Source organism: Dysgonomonas reticulitermitis (assembly GCF_054601275.1).
In genome coordinates this window covers 1-18,410 of record NZ_BAAHWU010000030.1, presented here as the reverse complement: position 1 = coordinate 18,410, position 18,410 = coordinate 1, and the positions used below count along the sequence as shown (strand labels likewise).

At 34.5% G+C, this 18,410-nt stretch carries 16 protein-coding genes and 1 tRNA gene; 4 read left to right on the top strand and 13 right to left on the bottom strand.

Annotation, left to right across the window (positions count from 1 at the left end):
• Window positions 1-91: 91 nt before the first annotated feature.
• The 3 genes from ACYPZI_RS11095 to rlmD form a co-directional block, all read right to left on the bottom strand.
• The gene (locus ACYPZI_RS11095) at window positions 92-1,426 is read right to left on the bottom strand and encodes a site-specific DNA-methyltransferase (protein ID WP_459601547.1); all 1,335 of its coding nucleotides are present in this window, start codon (window positions 1,424-1,426) and stop codon (window positions 92-94) included.
• Entirely contained in the window at window positions 1,426-2,283 is an 858-nt protein-coding gene (locus ACYPZI_RS11090; RefSeq protein WP_459601545.1) for a bstEII, read from the bottom strand. Before ACYPZI_RS11090 ends, ACYPZI_RS11095 begins: the two co-directional genes overlap by 1 nt.
• Window positions 2,284-2,519: 236 nt before the next feature.
• The gene (rlmD, locus tag ACYPZI_RS11085; RefSeq protein WP_459601543.1) at window positions 2,520-3,929 is read right to left on the bottom strand and encodes a 23S rRNA (uracil(1939)-C(5))-methyltransferase RlmD; all 1,410 of its coding nucleotides are present in this window, start codon (window positions 3,927-3,929) and stop codon (window positions 2,520-2,522) included.
• A 771-nt stretch (window positions 3,930-4,700) separates the two neighbouring features.
• On the opposite strand from rlmD, the gene ACYPZI_RS11080 reads away from it, so the two are divergent.
• From ACYPZI_RS11080 to ACYPZI_RS11065, 4 genes are all read left to right on the top strand, one after another.
• Entirely contained in the window at window positions 4,701-4,877 is a 177-nt protein-coding gene (locus ACYPZI_RS11080) for a hypothetical protein (RefSeq protein ID WP_459601541.1), read from the top strand.
• A 935-nt stretch (window positions 4,878-5,812) separates the two neighbouring features.
• Entirely contained in the window at window positions 5,813-6,820 is a 1,008-nt protein-coding gene (locus ACYPZI_RS11075; protein WP_459601539.1) for an aspartate-semialdehyde dehydrogenase, read from the top strand.
• A 78-nt stretch (window positions 6,821-6,898) separates the two neighbouring features.
• Window positions 6,899-6,985, top strand: a tRNA-Ser gene (locus ACYPZI_RS11070).
• Window positions 6,986-7,239: 254 nt separating this feature from the next.
• A complete protein-coding gene (locus tag ACYPZI_RS11065; protein ID WP_459601537.1) occupies window positions 7,240-8,454 on the top strand; it encodes a site-specific integrase in 1,215 nt (404 codons plus the stop codon).
• Window positions 8,455-8,522: 68 nt separating this feature from the next.
• On the opposite strand, the gene ACYPZI_RS11060 is transcribed toward ACYPZI_RS11065, so the two are convergent.
• The 10 genes from ACYPZI_RS11060 to ACYPZI_RS11015 all read right to left on the bottom strand — a co-directional run bounded on the left by ACYPZI_RS11060 (window position 8,523) and on the right by ACYPZI_RS11015 (window position 18,278).
• On the bottom strand, window positions 8,523-8,963 hold the full coding sequence (locus ACYPZI_RS11060) for a hypothetical protein (protein ID WP_459601535.1): 441 nt from the start codon (window positions 8,961-8,963) through the stop codon (window positions 8,523-8,525).
• A 6-nt stretch (window positions 8,964-8,969) separates the two neighbouring features.
• Complete coding sequence (locus ACYPZI_RS11055; RefSeq protein ID WP_459601533.1) at window positions 8,970-9,479, bottom strand: TerB family tellurite resistance protein; 510 nt, start codon at window positions 9,477-9,479, stop codon at window positions 8,970-8,972.
• Window positions 9,480-9,481: 2 nt separating this feature from the next.
• Complete coding sequence (locus ACYPZI_RS11050; RefSeq protein WP_459601531.1) at window positions 9,482-10,000, bottom strand: hypothetical protein; 519 nt, start codon at window positions 9,998-10,000, stop codon at window positions 9,482-9,484.
• Between the two features lie 597 nt (window positions 10,001-10,597).
• On the bottom strand, window positions 10,598-10,996 hold the full coding sequence (locus ACYPZI_RS11045) for a hypothetical protein (protein ID WP_459601529.1): 399 nt from the start codon (window positions 10,994-10,996) through the stop codon (window positions 10,598-10,600).
• A gap of 347 nt (window positions 10,997-11,343) precedes the next feature.
• Window positions 11,344-12,300, bottom strand: coding sequence for a hypothetical protein (locus ACYPZI_RS11040; protein WP_459601527.1), 957 nt, complete (start codon window positions 12,298-12,300; stop codon window positions 11,344-11,346).
• Between the two features lies 1 nt (window position 12,301).
• Window positions 12,302-14,074, bottom strand: a complete 1,773-nt coding sequence (locus ACYPZI_RS11035) for an ORC-CDC6 family AAA ATPase (protein WP_459601526.1) — start codon at window positions 14,072-14,074, stop codon at window positions 12,302-12,304.
• On the bottom strand, window positions 14,055-15,116 hold the full coding sequence (locus ACYPZI_RS11030) for an HD domain-containing protein (protein ID WP_459601525.1): 1,062 nt from the start codon (window positions 15,114-15,116) through the stop codon (window positions 14,055-14,057). Before ACYPZI_RS11030 ends, ACYPZI_RS11035 begins: the two co-directional genes overlap by 20 nt.
• 4 nt (window positions 15,117-15,120) lie before the next feature.
• Complete coding sequence (locus ACYPZI_RS11025; RefSeq protein WP_459601523.1) at window positions 15,121-16,176, bottom strand: DNA cytosine methyltransferase; 1,056 nt, start codon at window positions 16,174-16,176, stop codon at window positions 15,121-15,123.
• 169 nt (window positions 16,177-16,345) lie between these two features.
• Window positions 16,346-17,404, bottom strand: coding sequence for a DUF3871 family protein (locus tag ACYPZI_RS11020; RefSeq protein ID WP_459601521.1), 1,059 nt, complete (start codon window positions 17,402-17,404; stop codon window positions 16,346-16,348).
• A complete protein-coding gene (locus tag ACYPZI_RS11015) occupies window positions 17,367-18,278 on the bottom strand; it encodes an AAA family ATPase (protein WP_459601602.1) in 912 nt (303 codons plus the stop codon). Before ACYPZI_RS11015 ends, ACYPZI_RS11020 begins: the two co-directional genes overlap by 38 nt.
• Window positions 18,279-18,410 lie beyond the last annotated feature (132 nt).

Genomic DNA, 18,410 nt, shown 5'->3' with positions numbered 1-18,410 from the left:
TTGCATCGTGTGGCGATTAAATAAGCCACGCGAAAGATTCGCGCGGTAGCGAAGCATACGCAAACCCGTCCATCATATAGAATTCATCCCTTTATAAATCTTGTAAATATTGACGAATTTCTTCTTCAATTTCTTCTTTATGAAATGAGTCAATAATAAAATTGAATTTTTCTAAAGTTTCATTGGTGTCATTTTTTTCTACTTGTAAAGAGGGAAATAAAGATTGTTGATTTTTTGCCTCATTCTTTTTTTTGTTTGTCTTTTTAACAAAACTTCCCATATTCTCAAGTCCATTAAAAAAACGTTTGAAAACACTTGCAATCGCCTCAGAACTATTATCAATTCCAATCCATTTTCTATTCAAACTTTGAGCTGCTTCTAACGTTGTCCCAGAACCAGCAAAGCAATCTAAAACAAGATCACCTTCATTTGAAGATGCTTTAATAATACGTTTTAGTAAATCTGGATTTTTTTCTGTGGGGTATCCCGTGGTCTTGATATTTTGATTTAAAGAATCCTGTACATCTAACCATATATCTTGTATCGGAATACCTTTGTCTTCTTCAAAAAACACTTTCCTGCGAGGATTTCCATTTGCAGACCAATAAATTTCACCTTTCTCATCTAATTCATCCAATTTTGAAGGGGTATATTGCCAATGCTTCCCTTTAGGAGGCAGCATACCTCTCCATTCTGAACCAGTTTCACCATTTCTTATCCCCGGTGCATGAATTGGCACTTTTTTGTATCGTCTACCTGTAGCCTCATCAATGCAAGGGTATTCTTTTAATACTTTTTCATCGGTCCATGCTTCTGCTGGTCTATGCCAAATATAATCATCTGTTTTTGAGTAAAATAGTATATAGTCAGAAATGTTTCCATATGTCTTCTTTGTATAGTTTTTATTACTACATTTCTTTCGTGTTATTAATCCCCTAAAATTTTTAGTACCAAAAACTTCGTCCATTATCATCTTTATTTGGAAAACCATATTATTATCCAGATGAACATATATAGAACCGCTGTTAGACATCAGTTCCTTTAATAAAATAAGACGCCTTCTTATGAATTCAATGTAATGACTTCCAATTAAATCATCTTTATATGAATTTTTTTGATGGCGTGTCTGGAATATACTATTTGTCCCATAAGGAGGGTCTATATATACTAATTTAATTTTTCCTGTAAATTCTTGATTATGAACAAGGTGTTTCATTACATCAAGATTATCCCCATAGTACAACTGATTATTATTGTTTTCTTCAATCAAAGTTTCGTATTTCTGAATAGGTAAAGAATTTATTAATTTCTCTATAGAAGTTTTTCCTTCATAAGAAATTTGATAATTAACCCCCTTCTCATAAATTTCACTAGAAATAATATGAACTTCTTCTTGCCAGTTATTTTTAGTTATTCCTGTAGCCATTATGATTTTAACCAAGTATCATTTATTCTATTCACAATCATACGTAAAGTTACAACTTTTATATCATCTGAACTTTCATCCAAATAACTATAATCATCCCACATTGAACCAAGTAGTAAGCCCGGCCCATCATTAACAAAAATAACTTTTGTTCTTAAATCTTTTCCGTTAGCATATTCAAGGAATTCTCTTGCCGCATGATAATAACCGCCTGTACGATCATCCTCCTGAGAGCCTCCTCGATCAGAATCATAGCGAGCAAAACCAACTGCCAGAATATTACTTTTATCTTTTATTATAAAATCGGCAGGTCTGTCAGGTTTAGTGTAATTAGGAAAAACTTTTCCTAAAAGAATATCTTTACCTGCTCTCTCTGGACCTAAAATTTCATAATCGGGGAGGATACTTCTCAATAATTCAAACATTCGTTCTGTTAAATTATATCCTTTTTGACCTCTATCTTTATATTCCCACAATATAGCACATAAAGCTTCATCTGGTATAGGTCGAGACATAAAGGCTTTTTGAACCTCTGCTATTGGTCTGAATTCCTTTGCAAAATTTTCGCATATCCATTGAACAGAAGATTTTTTTTTCAACATTTCAACAGAAGTATTAGGACTAACATACTTTCTAAATACTCTTGCCAATTGGATTCGCATCCATTGTTGCTTTACTTCTGTCGTTTGTATGAAAAGCCTTTGTGAAGACTCTGAAGACTTTAATAATTGCCCAAACAGCTCTAGTACAGGCTTATATAACGCGCAGGCATCTTTAAGTATATCAGGATAAAATTCACCAGTAGCGAGAGTTATCCAATTTGCACCTTCATTTTTGTAATCTCTAAATTTTTTCATTTTAATTTGAATATTATACTCAAAGATACGATTTTATTTCTACGATTGTGTTCAAATCAAGTGAAAGCAATATTATATAAAATGTCTAACTTCTATTCAACGTTTGATAAATATATTCACCGACCTGATTATATACTATTGAATTGATAAACAATAATATATGATATATTGAAATCTCCCGACCACTCTTGGAGGAACAGCCTCTTTCTTATTATCGTTTGTATGATAAAAACACTTTATTTCTTCACCAATAAAACGACATTCTCCACATGGTGAGTATGTGGGAACATATCTACCGGCTGCACCTTGGTTACTTTATATTTTGCATCGAGTAAAGCCAGGTCACGGGCTTGAGTAGCAGGATTACAGCTTACATAAACGATTCTCTCAGGTTCGGCAAACAGGATAGTACTTACTACATCTTCGTGCATGCCCGCACGTGGCGGATCGGTGATAATGACATCGGGACGCCCGTATTTATCGATGAAATCCTGTGTAAGTATATCTTTCATGTCTCCGGCGAAAAACAACGTGTTCTTTATTTTGTTGTTTTCAGAATTATATATAGCATCCTCGATTGCGTCTTCCACATATTCTATACCGATAACTTTTTTAGCCTGACGGGCAATAAAGTTGGCTATGGTACCCGTACCTGTATACAAGTCGTAAACAAGTTCATTACCTGTAAGCCCGGCAAAATCACGCGCTACTTTATATAACTCATATGCTTGCTCACTATTTGTCTGGTAGAAAGATTTCGGACCTATTTTGAACTTTAACTCTTCCATTTCCTCGTAAATAAAATCGTTCCCTTTCCATCTCAGTACTATCTGGTCGGTAATCGTGTCGTTTGCCTTCTCATTTACGATGTAAAGCAAAGAGGTGATTTCGGGAAACTTGCCAGCGATAGCATTCAGCAGGTCTTCGCGTTTTGTTCTACTGGCTTCGTAGAAAACGACGATCAGCATCAGCTCCCCGGTAGTAGAAGTACGCACTATAATATTCCGCATCAAACCACCTTTGTTTCTGAGGTCGAAGAATGTATACTCTTTATCGATACAATATTCGCGTATAAAATTGCGTATTTGGTTCGATATATCGTCCTGCAACCAGCATTTATTTATGTCGAGCACCTTGTCGAACATACCGGGTATATGGAAACCGAGAGCATTCATATTATCAAAACTTTCGTTCGAATTAATTTGCTCCTGTGTCAGCCACTTTTTATTCGAGAATGTAAACTCAAGCTTGTTGCGGTAAAATTCCGTTTTGGCAGAACCAAGTATAGGCTGTATTTCAGGCAATTCGATTTTACCGATACGGACAAGATTATCCGTCACCTGCTTTTGTTTATATTTCAGTTGCTCGGTATATGGGAGTATTTGCCACTTACACCCGCCACAGATACCAAAATGCTCACAAAACGCTTCCGTGCGATTCGGGGAATAAGATACAAAGCGAACCGGTCTCCCTTCTGCATAACTATTCTTCTTCCGCGTTATCTGCAAATCGATAATGTCGCCGGGCACTACATATGGTATAAACACTACCATATCGTCTATTTTTGCTATAGCTTTTCCTTCCGCGGCAATGTCGACAATCTCTACATTTTCTATCAAAGGTAATTCCTTCTTTTTCCGAGCCATTTTGTGATAGTTTTTTTGGAGGAACAAAGATATAGGTTTTAAATGAAAAATTAGCAAATGTGCCAATTTGAAAATGTGCCAATTACATACGCTGCGCTCCTGTGACCGATGGTTGGCTCGAAGCGACAATAACAGTAAACAGTCAGCAGTCAACAATGGCGCAAAGCGGCAAAAGCTTATAACCTGTAACTAAATTAGTTTTATCTATAGATAGTGGTAATTTGAAAATGAGAAAATTTGAAACAACGTTCAACGGAACGAAGTGTAGTTAAAATTAGCAAATTTGAAGATTTGAAAATGAGTGTAGAAAATGTTACTTTTTAGTTAAAAAGTAGGCGTTAAATAGTTATGAGTTATGAGCGCTCACTACTAACTACTGACTACTAACTACTGACTACTGTAGAAGTTTGTTACATTTTAGTTAAAAAGTTACGAGTAGACGAGATACGAGATACGAGATAGGAGGTACAAGTTGTTGACTGTTGACTGATAACTGTAGAATTGGGTGTAATTTTTGCCCGTTAGGGCATTCATATCAATAGAAGAGGTAAACCGCCCGGTATCGCAACCCCTTAGGGGTTGAACACCTACGGCGTTCGGGTAGAAAAGAGGATACAATTTTCTATTGATATGAAAATCCTACGGATTTTTTATAGTCAACCTGCTTATCGGGAATAAATTTTTAATTTGACAATTAGCGAATTTGAAACAACGTTCAACGGAACGAAGTGTAGTTAAAATGTGAAAATGAGTGTGGAGTTTGCATAGTACATGACAAAAAATATTGCAAAATCTTATATTGCCCTTACAGGGCTCGGTTTCAGGGGATTTCGTTTTCCCACCCAAGGCGTTGCCATTGGGCTATATTATGTAGCCCCTTCAGGGCATCAAGGAAATAAACAGGCTGAAGGCCTAATATATTCCAGCCCGGGGTGTTACCCCGGGTAGATGACAGACTAGGGAATCGTGCCCTGTAAGGGCAACATAATAAGTCTTTTAAATGTATGTAAAATATTTTTTGTCATGTACTATGGGAGTTTGTTACTTTTTAGTTAAAAAGATACGAGTAGACGAGATACGAGATACGAGTTGTTGACTGCTGACTGTCGCACGTCATTGCGAGGGTTTACCCGAAGCAATCCATTAATAATCAATACTCTGGATTGCTTCACTCCTGTTGGCTCCGCCGATTCTTCGAATTCGCAATGACGAAAAGGCCTTGTTGGCTGACTACTGTTTACTGCTAAAGGTAGAAGTTTGTTACTTTTTAGTTAAATTCTGGTTTGTCATGCTGACGATAGGAAGCATCTCCTGTCTCTCGGGGATCAGGATCCTTCCCTGCGGTCAGGATGACAAAGAGGGTAGCCGCGCAAGCAAGGGGCTAACAGCTAATTGAGTGTAGAAGTTTGTTACTTTTTAGTTAAAAGTTACGAGTAGACGAGATACGAGTTGTTTACTGTTGACTGATGACTGCTAACTGTAGAAGTTTGTTACTTTTTAGTTAAATTCCGGTTTGTCATGCTGACGACAGGAGGCATCTCTTGTTTCTCGGGGATCGGGATCCTTCCCTGCGGTCAGGATGACAAAGAGGGTAGCCGCGCGAGCAAGGGGCTAACAGCTAACGGCTAACAGCTAATGGCTAACGGCTAATTGACTGTAGAAGTTTGTTACTTTTTAGTTAAAAAGTAGGCGTTAAATAGTTATGAGTTATGAGTTTTAAGTTCTGAGCGCTCACTACTAACTACTGACTACTGACTACTGTAGCAGTTTGTTACATTTTAGTTAAAAAGTTACCATTTAAATTCATCTGAACATGAATACTATATCTTTGCAAATTCATATCTTTGTACCTCATTATTTAATTTATTCTATATCAAACTAAAATGAAAATTGCTATTGTTGGCGCCAGTGGCGCCGTTGGACAGGAGTTTCTCCGGGTTCTCGATGAACGGAATTTTCCCGTCGATGAACTGGTGTTGTTCGGGTCGGCAAGAAGTGCCGGAACTGTTTATACTTTCCGTGATAAACAGTACGAAGTCAAGGAACTCAAGCATAACGATGATTTTAAGGGTATAGACATCGCGTTTACTTCTGCCGGAGGTGGCACATCTGTTGAATTTGCATCTACGATTACCAAGCACGGAGCCATCATGATAGACAATTCCAGCGCATTCCGTATGGACAAAGACGTACCGTTGGTTGTGCCGGAAGTGAATGGAGAAGATGCCAAGATACGTCCGAGGGGAATTATTGCCAATCCCAATTGCTCTACTATCCAAATGGTGGTAGCAATGGATGTAATAGAAAAAATATCGCATATCAAACGGGCGCACGTTGCCACTTATCAGGCTGCATCGGGCGCAGGAGCTGCTGCCATGGACGAGCTGATCAATCAGTTTAAGCAAATAGCATACAATAACGATGTAACTGTAGAAAAATTCGCATACCAGTTGGCATATAATCTGATTCCTCAGATAGATGTTTTCACTGACAACGGATACACAAAGGAAGAGTTGAAGATGTATCACGAAACACGTAAGATTATGCATTCCGACATAGAAGTGAGCGCGACATGTATCCGTGTTCCTGTTCTTCGCTCACACTCCGAAGCTATATGGGTAGAAACCGAAAGACCGGTTAGCCCGCAGGAAGCAAAAGAAGCATTCGCTAAAGCCGGGGGTATCGTTTTGCAAGATAATCCGGCAGAGAAAGACTATCCGATGCCTCTTTTCGTAGCAGGACAAGACCCTGTTTACGTAGGACGTATCCGCGAAGACATTGCCAACCCGAACGGATTGACATTCTGGGTTGTTGCTGATCAGATCAAGAAAGGAGCAGCGCTGAACGCTGTGCAAATAGCCGAATATTTGATCAAAGAAAAAGCTATTTAATCAGGAAACTGTTTGTATAATCAAAACAAACAATTATATTTGCATCGCAATTGAGCAAAAACCCATTTTGCAATGCAGGGAAGTGTGGGTGAGTGGCTGAAACCACCAGTTTGCTAAACTGACGTACGGGTAACTGTACCGGGGGTTCGAATCCCCCCGCTTCCGCAAAACAAGTATGAAAGATAAGTATAAATCCTGTAATTCGTTGAATTACAGGATTTTTATTTTTATAGAAAAGTGCATCCTGTACCCTTATATTGCATTTGTTAGTCTGCTAATTCGGTGGACTAAAATATAAGTTTGGAACAGTCCACCTGTTTGTATATAATTCATTGTTATTCAACATTATGCACTTTCATAAAGTCCTCTCTGGAGATAACTTTGTAGTATTAAAATTTATTGAAGAAAGGTGGATTTTTATGAAAAGAAAAACTTTTACAATCCTCTACTTTATTAAGAGGTCAAAACTGCTTAGAAATGGGGAAGCACCCATTTACATGCGAATTACAGTGGATGGTGTGAGGGCTGAAATGGGCATTCAACGCAGTATCACTATTAATGATTGGTTAGAGAAGAAAGGTTGTGCCAAAGCAACTACAGCCAAAAACAAAGAACTTAATCATTATTTGGAACATATCCGTTCCCGATTATATGAGATTCAAAAAGACCTTGAGGATGAAGATAAGACTGTAAGTGCTATTGCCTTAAAGAACAGATATATTGGTGCTGATGAAATGAAGGTTACATTTGTGAAATTATACACAGAGCATAACAACAAACTGGAAGACCTTATAGGAAAAGAGTTTGCTCCTGCTACCCTTGTTCGGCATCAAACATCAATGAATCACTTCGTGGAGTTCTTACAATATAAGTATAAACAAAATGATGTCCTTTTGAAAGAGATTACCCCAAACATGATAAAGGAGTATGAGCATTATCTTAGGACTGTCCGTGATTGTGCGAATAATACTACTGTAAAATATATTCGCAATGTTAGTAAGATTCTTAATATTGCAGTTCAGAAAGAAATATTGAAGAGCAACCCTATTGAGAAATTGAATTTCAGGATGAATGAGGTAAGCAAAGAGTTTCTTTCTGAAACTGAATTAGAAACCCTGCTAATGAAAGATTTTCCGACAGACCGCCTAACCCATATAAGAGATATATTTGCTTTTTGCTGCTTCACTGGGCTTTCGTACATTGATGTGAAGAATTTGAGAAAAGAGGATTTTTCCCAAGTTGGCAATGATATTGTAATTCGCAAGCAACGGCAAAAAACAGGTGTTTGGTATAATGTCCCTTTGCTTCCTGTTACGAAGAAAATTCTTGATAAATACAAGGATATACCTTTACCAAACAATCAACTACTCCCGATGCTTACCAACCAGAAGACTAATGCTTATTTGAAGGAAATTGCTGATTTATGCGGAATTACGAAGAATTTAACATTTCACATGGCCCGCCACACATTTGCCACAACTGTAACTTTAGCTAATAATATTTCTATTGAAAGTGTTTCTAAAATGTTAGGGCATAAAGATATTAAGATGACACAGCATTATGCGAAAGTACTGGAAAAGACTGTAAATCGAGAAATGTCTGAGTTGTCGGGGAAGCTGAAATATTCTTACTGATAAACCACCATAAAATCGAACGGCATACTTCTTTGATTGAGGTATGCCGTTTGTTTTGAATGGGGCTATCACTTCTTTTTTACAAAGAATGATATTATTTTGCCTGTATCGTTAATGCCGATTCTCATATTGGTACTTTCATAATATTTCGTACTTTGGTGAGAGTAAGAATATTCAAAGTCTTTTGTAAGCATTTTTTCTTTTAATGCTGAATATATCGCAGTTGTAGATGGCTTATATATAATTGAGAATAATTCATCATTAATTGCAATATTTATATTTTCAACACCTGCTCTACCTTTCTTTGTGTAAGCATAGCCTACAAATGTCGTTGTTTCTTTTTTCTCTGTTTGAACAAAACCAAGTTTTGAAAGGTCTGCTGATATTACAGTTTGTTTTTGACCATTCAGGTAGCTCAGAATTTTACTGGCACTGATGGATTGTGCATTTGCTCCAATAAATACACCCGACATTAAGAACATGACAATAACAAGATAAATATGTTTCATATTATTTTATTTGTTTGTGTTTGTTAGTCTGCTTTTTATTTCATTATATTTTTCATTCGTGATACCTATCGAAGAAAGGATTGGTTGGATAAAGTCATTTTCTTGTTGTGTAGCTTGTTGGTCACTTTCCATTAGGACAATAATAGCTTTTGCGAACCATTCTTTTTGAAGTATATCAATATTCGACAATACACCTGATAGATCAGTGACTGAACATTTTTCTAATTCTGCTCCTATTTTTTCAGCATCTTTCGTATTCGGATTATACCCTAAAATATTCATAATAGCTTGCATTACAGCATGTTCTTTTTTGTTATATTTCCCATCGCACTCGGCAAGTTTCATCAATAGATACATTATTGCCGTTTTTTCTTTGATGGATAAAATTTCGCTTGAAAAGCTAATTTTTAACTCTTCTTCCGCTTTCTTCGTTGATTGACTGCCTATCTTACTAAATGCCCAACTAACTAAGGCAAATATTAAGCCTCCTAATAAACCTGTTATAAAAATTCCCATAATTACTCATTTTTTATTTTGAAGTTAAACTTAAAATTCATTAGAACGATAGTTGTTATCAATAACGGAAAGAATATCCAGTAGAATATTTTGGCATAATGTTCTATTCCGAATACCATTTTTATCGAAGAAAATATCCCTATATATTCTTTTAACATTTCTTCTGCTCTTTCACTCTCTTTCTCAATATTATAAGCCGCGATTTCAGTCCTTTTTATATCAGCAAGCCATACAATATCAGAGTATTCACTCTCTTGTCCATAAAATCTACTATATAATATTCTTGAATCATTTTCTATATATGGCTCAAGTCTTACATTAGCAAGCTCTGCGCTATATAATGAATATTGATTGGCATTCGGATTTTGCATGATATATACAGAATATGTACCCCAATATATATTTATAAAAGGATAAATTATCGCTATAACAAAACAACAAAGTGTAACTAATATATATTTTCGAATGGTTTTGAGTGTTGATTTTTTGACATCTAAATTGAGTTCTTTTCTCGTATTCATAAATAATATTTATATGTTTTCGTACCATAGTTAAAACAAGTAAGGCATGGTACTTACCTCACTAAGTTCAAAGGTATCACCACAACACCCACCAACTGCAATAAGGAAGCCCATGCCTATAACATGAACATTCACTATTATTACTATGCAGTTGGTTTCTAAAAGTGGTGATTTTATGAACCTACAAGCAATAAAGCAAACGCTTTATATTAATTATGTCTTGATTCTGTTATTCTACCATAAGCAAATGATTAATTGTTTATTCAACAAAAATATGAATTTAAGTTGATACAAAATCATTACTTGAATAGAAAGTTGAATCAGGACATTGGCATGGGCTATTTACCCTTATGATGTTTATATATCAAAAAGTCTATAAATAAAATATAGTTGGAAAGTAAAGTTAAAACTTATTTTGGATAAATACATGGATGTGGAGTAGTCTCACTCATAAATACATCAATGATAAATATAAATATGCTACTATTGTACTTACAGCTAAAGGAAAGTATCATTATATTACATCATGTATTATCATTGATGTTATCTTAACCAGACCCTACCATATTTCAGGTAAGGTCTGATTATTTCTGGTTATCAAGAAGGTATAGCAAAAGAACCCATTGGCAGAGAGTTCATGCCTGTATTGAAATCTGTAATCATTGGCAGGTCTCCAAGCTGTACCTTTTGTACACTCTGTTCATCAGGAGTATAGACAAACACATGATGCAGGGTTTTAACCTCTCCCGTCTCCTTGTTGATGGATTCATAAGGCTCAACCTGTATCTTTTCCACAGTACCGGGTAGCCTTTGACCCATCAGTGTTTTACATACATCTACAGGTAATGCTGTTGTTACTCTTGTTTTATTCACTGTCAAATAAAAGTTACCTGTTGTTGAACTCTGTACAAGTTTAGGCTCACTTTGAAGCTCTATTGACACAAATTGTCTTCCGTCATCTGTTAGGACTTCCTTGTAGTTAGTAATCGTTACCATAATAATTAATTTTAGCAAGTTTCAAAAAGTAGTCTTTTACACTACAACATTGATTATCAATGCTACCACTTAGTGGGGGTGGATGGATGTTGAGAGAGGGAGAAGTTGAGTAAAATTATTCCGCCGTCAGAATTTTGGTTTATGTAGAATTGGTGGGGGAGTTTGTTCTTGAGTTTAGTACGGGTAGGTGTTTTCATGGGCTATTGAGTTTACATATACTTGATACAATTTTTTCTATAAAAAAATCAGAATGTATGTTATTTACATCTTGTTAATTCATACAAGTAACTATGTAAAAATTAATCCTAAATAATTGAATAAATCATCTAGCGCACTAAAATTAGACATTATAGAAATTGTTTTATATCATACAAACAGAAAAAATCAGATGGAGTAGAAAAATTTTCAATATTATACTGATTTGCAGAAGGATAGCATATCTGAATGCCCTCTTCCTTCAAAGCTGCAAAGGCAACTCCTAAAGTTGATATTTTATTATTTAGAGGTACAACAATAATATTGTAATTATTATATTTATTGTAAATATCTAAAATTATACTTTTTGTTTTTCCTATATCTTGGCATGAAAAAGTAAATCCATCATCTATAATCAAATGTTCATATTCAGACTTTAATTCTTCATATTTCATTTCGCTAATTGCAAATAATTCTTGATTAATAGAACTTTCTTTACAAGGTTTTCCTAGTAATATATGAGAAGGTTCATATATATCAATAACAGTACGCATTCTTTCCTCTTCAAAACCAGTGAGCATTACAAGCAAAGATGGTTTACTCGGAGATAATAAACCTGAATATCCAAGAACTGGTCGAATTTCCCGAACTCCCTTTGTCATCCAATCTTTTTGATAGCTTTGCGCAGGCATATATACTAACTTAATATTTGTATGTTCTATTATATAAGGAATAGTTAACACTCTAAGTAGTATTAGAAGCGTTTCTCTTGTAAATGCTGTAATATCAACGATTACTTCCAACTTGTCTTTTATATATGTTTGTTGGATATATTTATCAAGATTATCAATGAAAATTTCAAATGTATCGAATGATTTATTCTTTGGAAATTCTATAATTTCCATCTTTGGAAAATTACCATTAATGCTTTTGAGATTCTGTTCTGATATTGAATAATTTTCTCGTTGATGAAATGCTATTACATGGTTTACCCGCCCTGCATCTAACAATAAAGCAAAAGAAGTTGAACGTGATTCAAATCCAGATGCACAAATAAACAGATCTATGTTACCTAAATTTTCAACTATATTATTCTTGTCTATTTTCATCTTAAAAAATGCTTAATTGTCCGTAACTGTTTGCCATTACTGTAGTTGGAGCTACAGCTTTGATGAATTTCTGAGGGTCATAAAGACTTATCTGGAGTGTATCACTATTCATGAATTGATATCCTTTAAAGCCTTTAGGTTCAATTTGGAAAACTGGAGCTAAAGTTCTACTTAATATATATAGAACACATTTACCCGTACCTTGTTTATTCCTGATGCTTCCTTGATGAAGATAGCCATATTGAACAGCTAAATGTAATATTTCCCGAAGTTCGTTACTAGGAATATCTGTAATTGCAACTGAAAAAACAATCCTTTCGGATTTATCTGATATAAAAATCGAATGGAATAAACCTCCTAATCCAGTTATAAGGTTATGTAATTTATCGGCTTTACTAAGTCGTTCTCCATTAGTAATATTGCCAAATGTATCCCTAATTTTATCGAATTCACTAGAAAGAAAACTTTCAGAGAAATCTTTAATAACTTCATCTTGAGTTGATGGTGGAATATGACTAATATTTTCAACTCCTTGTGCTAACATATTAGCAAACATTTTAGATGCAGGCTCTAAGAAATGCCGCACAATTCCAGAGGATATCGCGACTAAATTATCAAAACCAGCATAACTATAGTTTGTGCTCGAACGTCTTCGTATAAGGTCTTTTAAAAATTCAGAAGAAGCATATCTTCTAGCAGCATCATTTCCGGCATATGATTTTTCTGGGTCATGATGTTTTGCCTTCAATTCAGATGCAATTTTTTCTATAGCATCCGTTTGCTTTTGATAAGGAGGGAAAAAATTAGAAGTTGTAGTTTCTATACTTAGGTACTTATTTAACCGTCTTTGGACTATGTCATCTATCCTTTTAAAATAGTTATCCTTATTACTTGTATAAATTGAATTTATGTCAACCAAAGAATAATCGTGAGGAGCATCAATAGTCTTATTTGTTACTGTTTTATAGCTTTTATAATCAAATTGTGTTGAAATTTTTAAGCTTACATTGTGAGAAGTCCTATATGACACCCATGTATTAAGTATTTCTGTTTGGATTTTGTTTAAATAACCAGCATCATCTATTAAAATATAAATAGGTTTATCTTGAGGAATAAAAGGAAGTTTTTTCAACTCCAGTAAAATAGGGTATAAAAAATTTATATAAGTACATAAAGATTTGTTATAAGCAGTCAAGTTGTCTCTTTCTAAGATAATATCTTTACAATACTTATTACATTCCAAGAACATCCTGTCCAGAATCTTTATTATTTCTTCGATATAAAAAACTCCTTTATCAAACTTATTTTTATATTTTGAAATATCATGCCCAGCGACTTCAACATACCATAAGAATATTTCATTATAGAATCTATCTATTTCAATAATTGAATCATTTAGTTCTGCTTCATATTCCAAAAGACTATGAAAAGATTTAGTAGCAATATATGAAGTCAGTAAGTGTTCATTAAAATAAGTAACAGCATTTGTTTTTAGTTTTTCCAGTTCTGGATAATTAATATCTGTCAATTTAATAGGGACATATAACGCAAAATAATCCAGCTCATTTAAAGCCTTCTTACCTTTCAATATTTGACAATCTGGCATCATATATCGAAACATCATACTTTTACCAGACCCACGGGAACCATTTAAAAATGTGTGCCCTATTCTTGGAACCTGATAAAAATCAGAAAAAACATCTACAAATAAATCATAGGCATCTTGAGCAGAAATTCCTTCTGGTGTATTAACTTCAAACGGATTCTTTTTCATGCTTTTCTTCATTTATTAATTTTGCAATATATGCACCATCCAATATATTTTCTCCATCCTTTATTTGTTCATGAATTAAAGAACTCATACTTTCAGTGGATGGATAGCCTTTTTCAATTAACTCATAAGAAATAGACCTAAAGGTTTCGTCATATTCGCCCAACAAATCTATTTTAATTTTAACTACATTAAATCTGGATTTAGAAGGGAAAAATCTGTTGCAATATAATGTTTCTAAAAATGTTTTATATGTTCTTGAGTAAATCTCATCGAGAAGAAATGTCTTTTCGACACTGTTATCCTCTTTCTTTTTTTCAAAGAATCTATTCAATAGTCTTTTATTTACACAAAATGATATTTTGATTTCATTGCCTTGAATACGTATTGAATCTAAGCTCTCCGAAAAGCGATGAAAAACTTCACTGTATTTGTCAATATGTGTATTTGGTTCATCCTTAGAATCATCCTCAAGTTCTAATAATCCTAAAGATGCACGAGTTTTGTCTTCTGCTAATTCATCAGCTAATCTTAATATCCCAGCTAGTAATTGAGTGCGAATTTCAAATCCTGAAATATGTTCGTCTACAAGTTTTCCGATAGGATCATCTTTCCCTCCGTGAGCTTTAGCAATATCTCCAATTGTTCTTCTTTCTGCCGCAGTCAACATTTTTCCACAGTACCTAGAAAGCATTTCGTGGACTTTATTTGCATGTTCTTTTCTCTTTCCTATAAGATGCCCAGCATCATGTAAATGAATACTAATCAAAAGAATAAAGAGCTCATAATCAGAAAGAGAAAAAGTGTTTTCATTTTCAGTAAATGTTTCAATTATTTTTGAAGCCCTATCAATAACCATACTTATATGCTCAATTCCATGGTTATTATAATATCCTTCTTCTTCTATTTCTAGTATTTTTGTTTTAATTTCAGGGTGTATTTTGTCTTTGAAAATCTTTGCCAGTTGTACATATAAACTACCATAGTCTTCATTTGGAAAACCTGAAAAATCTTGTATGTTTTTAAATTGAGCCTCTATATTCATGTTTTCAATAGCGTAAAATTTGTTTAAATATAGCTTCTGCTAACAATGGCGGAACCGCATTCCCTATATGTTGCTGTATATAATGAATCGTCCCTTCAAATATAAAATCGTCAGGAAAGCTTTGTATTCTTGCAGCTTCCCGAACAGACAATCCCCTATCTTGTATCGGATGAATGAGCATATTTTTTCTATAATTGGATATTACAACAGAAGGCTTCTTTAAGTCAAGTCTTTTATAAATCCCACTATGACAATTATTTTTATTTTTATAATTATTCATGAGATGCTCAGGAATAGCTCGCCAATTTTGTCCTTGTTGAATATATCTGTATCTTTCTATAATATAGTCCGCATTCCTTGATACATAATTTTGAGTTGAATATGGGCTATTATTTCTCATTAGAAGAGCATAAGGACTAGTTTTAACATCTTTCCTATAAGGCAAGGAATCTATATTAGCTCCATTGTCTAATAATGGCAAATCACTTATTGCATCTTCTAATGTAACAATATCTTCAGATTTTTGAGGAAATTCAAATTCAATATTCTGATTATTCCCAACTATAAAAAATCTGTTCCGATGTTGAGGAACGCCATAATCAGAAGCATATAAAACAGTATGATTTGTATTATATCCTAATTCTTGAAATCGCTCAATAATATACCTTAATGTTTCTCCTTTATTGAAAGATGTTATACCTTCTACATTTTCAAATAAAAACCAAGTTGGGCTAAGTTCTTTCACAAATCGTAAAAATTCATGAAATAAGCTATTGTTTTCGTTATCAACAGTCCTAGTTTGCCTATTAGAAACTGAAAACCCTTGGCATGGAGGTCCACCAAATATGATAAATGGTTTCTCTTTTATCAATTTTGTAGGCTCTATATCTCTTATATCAGCACAGAGTATATTTGTTTTGGGATGATTTTTTTTGAATGTTTGTACGGCGTGTTTATCTTTTTCAATAGCAAGACATACATCAATGTCAGCATTTAGAGCTCCAAGACTAAGCCCCCCGATACCACTAAATATATCAATGCCTAAATATTTGTTTTTCAAAAGATTATTCGTTTTTTTATTTGAAAAAGAAACCTTAATTTACAAAGTTAATTTTAATTTCTAACAAACAAAAATGTATAGGATAAATATAAAGACAGAACTTCATAATTCTACAAAAGAAAATGAAGTTCTGTCAAGTTAAGATTGGACAACTTGCTAAAAACCCAATCTATTCAATAAACCACCTGTATTGACTATCACCATGCAGAGCCTTATTAATACCATATACCAACTCAGTAGCATTCAAAGACCTGTCTAATAGGTTATCAATGTAACTGTTCTTATTAGCACCAGTGAAAAGGTTATATACATTCCACAAGCTGATAGAATCAGCATTTTCAGTTATGCTGAAATTATCATCATTGTAATAAGACTTGGCTACGGCATTAATATGAGTATCTGTAAACTCCATGCTCGGTAATAGTTTCTTATCTTTTGGTGGTAAGCATTGGTATAGCTTACTCTTACCTATCAGTTGAGCAAACTGATGTTCTGTAAGACTGGCATCTTTAAAGGAGTTCATCAGATGTAGATGCTTTGCAGGATTATAAAGTTGGAACAATTCCATAACAGCCTTAAATAGGTCTGTTGTACTCATGGCTTTTATCTCAGTCTTATAGCCATCAGTAGATACACAAAGGTTACAACATACCAGATTCTTAAAGCCGATAAATACCTTAAACTTCTCTGTTCCTTTCTTGCTATACAGGTTTTCATGGTTGTAAGCCCTTACTCCACCAATAGACAGGTTAAGCCTGTTGCCTTCAATATCCTCATAAATAGTAGGTATCTCAAAACAGAAAGCCATCCGTTCATAATAGATAGTCTTGTCAGTCTCTAAAAGCTGATTTACGGGCTTATGAATGGCTTCCGGCACTCTTCCTTTGATGACATGGGAAACCCTTATATCCGGCTTAGAAATGCTTTCTCCCTGAAAGAAATTGTGTGCTGCATTCCAGACTGTTTCTATAAAGTTAGGATGGCTGACAGTTATTTCATTATCCTTGCTGAAAACAGGTACTACACATTCATTTGTCAGATGTTGTATAGTAACATCTTTAGTGTTAGCCTCAACAAACGGACTTCTCTTATTTGATGTTATAGGTGTTGTTGATAGTGGAGTAGATTCTATCACTTTTGCATGAGTATCTATTACAGTATTTACCCTGTTGTTTCCTATCAGGTTATTATTAGTTCTGACCGGAAAGAGTTGCATTGTTGTTTCCATATCTTATAAAATTAGGATTGTTGGTAATTGGTTGATTGTTAGTTGTTGGTACATTAGTAGTTTTTGCAGATTGAATATTCTGCTTCTTTGTCATAAAGTCAGGTGTAAGGGATTCCCGCCATTCAGGGTACTTGTGATAGATAGCGTAGAGTTCTTCCTCTGTTTTAGCATTGTTGATTTCTACCCTGACTGATTCTATACTTGTCCCTCCATTGCACCATTGTAGTATTCTCTTACCTGTATCTGGTGTAATAGTAAATTCGGGTTTACCCATGAACATGCCAGTTCTGTCTTTACTGGTGGTTACATAGTGCTTGATGTCTATATCAAACACAATGGTGAACTCATAGTCCACTCCATCCCTCATCACAGCCTTTAGTCCTACCTTTTCAGGTATCATCTTACCATTCCTTTCATTGAGTACATAATCCTGTTTTGTCCTCATGGTGGAAATAACGTGTGATGTACTGCTTAATATCTTCTGGATAAAGGCATTTTGTCTTGGGGTAATTTTCCCCCAGTTGGTAAAGGAATTTCCTTGTAAACTACTGTGATACTCCAAAAGATAGTCCCAACAATGGGAAATACTATCAATAATGATAACATCTATTGCTGCATTTTCACATACAGTAATAGCTTCAATATACTTCTCCGGTGTAAATGGTGCTTGAAGTGTAAGTACATTATACTGTCCTAAGTGAGCATAAAGGTCAGCACTTCCATTTTCTGTGTCAATGACTGCTATTTTAGTCCAGTCATTTGTCATACCATAGGCTAATAGTAAGCTGCTGAAACTTTTGCCACTTCCACTTGGTCCTTCTAAAGCCAGTTTAATCTTAGCCTGCTTCCTGTGTGATTGTCGTAATTGCATAATTTTTCTTTTTCCTGTTTTCCGCATTGCAACACCCTAAAAATTTTCCGAGATAATTTGGTATAGTTCGGTTTGTTGTTCGTCCATATTGAGCAGTCTTGTATTGAAGTGTTTTGATTCGGGCAATTGATAAGT

Coding starts and splice junctions, on each gene's coding strand:
- ACYPZI_RS11020 (WP_459601521.1), bottom strand. CDS start 17,404: ATGGAAACAACAATGCAACTCTTTCCGGTCAGAACTAATAATAACCTG.
- ACYPZI_RS11035 (WP_459601526.1), bottom strand. CDS start 14,074: ATGAAAAAGAATCCGTTTGAAGTTAATACACCAGAAGGAATTTCTGCT.
- ACYPZI_RS11060 (WP_459601535.1), bottom strand. CDS start 8,963: ATGAAACATATTTATCTTGTTATTGTCATGTTCTTAATGTCGGGTGTA.
- ACYPZI_RS11030 (WP_459601525.1), bottom strand. CDS start 15,116: ATGAATATAGAGGCTCAATTTAAAAACATACAAGATTTTTCAGGTTTT.
- ACYPZI_RS11065 (WP_459601537.1), top strand. CDS start 7,240: ATGAAAAGAAAAACTTTTACAATCCTCTACTTTATTAAGAGGTCAAAA.
- ACYPZI_RS11045 (WP_459601529.1), bottom strand. CDS start 10,996: ATGGTAACGATTACTAACTACAAGGAAGTCCTAACAGATGACGGAAGA.
- ACYPZI_RS11090 (WP_459601545.1), bottom strand. CDS start 2,283: ATGAAAAAATTTAGAGATTACAAAAATGAAGGTGCAAATTGGATAACT.
- ACYPZI_RS11040 (WP_459601527.1), bottom strand. CDS start 12,300: ATGAAAATAGACAAGAATAATATAGTTGAAAATTTAGGTAACATAGAT.
- ACYPZI_RS11095 (WP_459601547.1), bottom strand. CDS start 1,426: ATGGCTACAGGAATAACTAAAAATAACTGGCAAGAAGAAGTTCATATT.
- ACYPZI_RS11080 (WP_459601541.1), top strand. CDS start 4,701: ATGACAAAAAATATTGCAAAATCTTATATTGCCCTTACAGGGCTCGGT.
- rlmD (WP_459601543.1), bottom strand. CDS start 3,929: ATGGCTCGGAAAAAGAAGGAATTACCTTTGATAGAAAATGTAGAGATT.
- ACYPZI_RS11050 (WP_459601531.1), bottom strand. CDS start 10,000: ATGAATACGAGAAAAGAACTCAATTTAGATGTCAAAAAATCAACACTC.
- ACYPZI_RS11055 (WP_459601533.1), bottom strand. CDS start 9,479: ATGGGAATTTTTATAACAGGTTTATTAGGAGGCTTAATATTTGCCTTA.
- ACYPZI_RS11075 (WP_459601539.1), top strand. CDS start 5,813: ATGAAAATTGCTATTGTTGGCGCCAGTGGCGCCGTTGGACAGGAGTTT.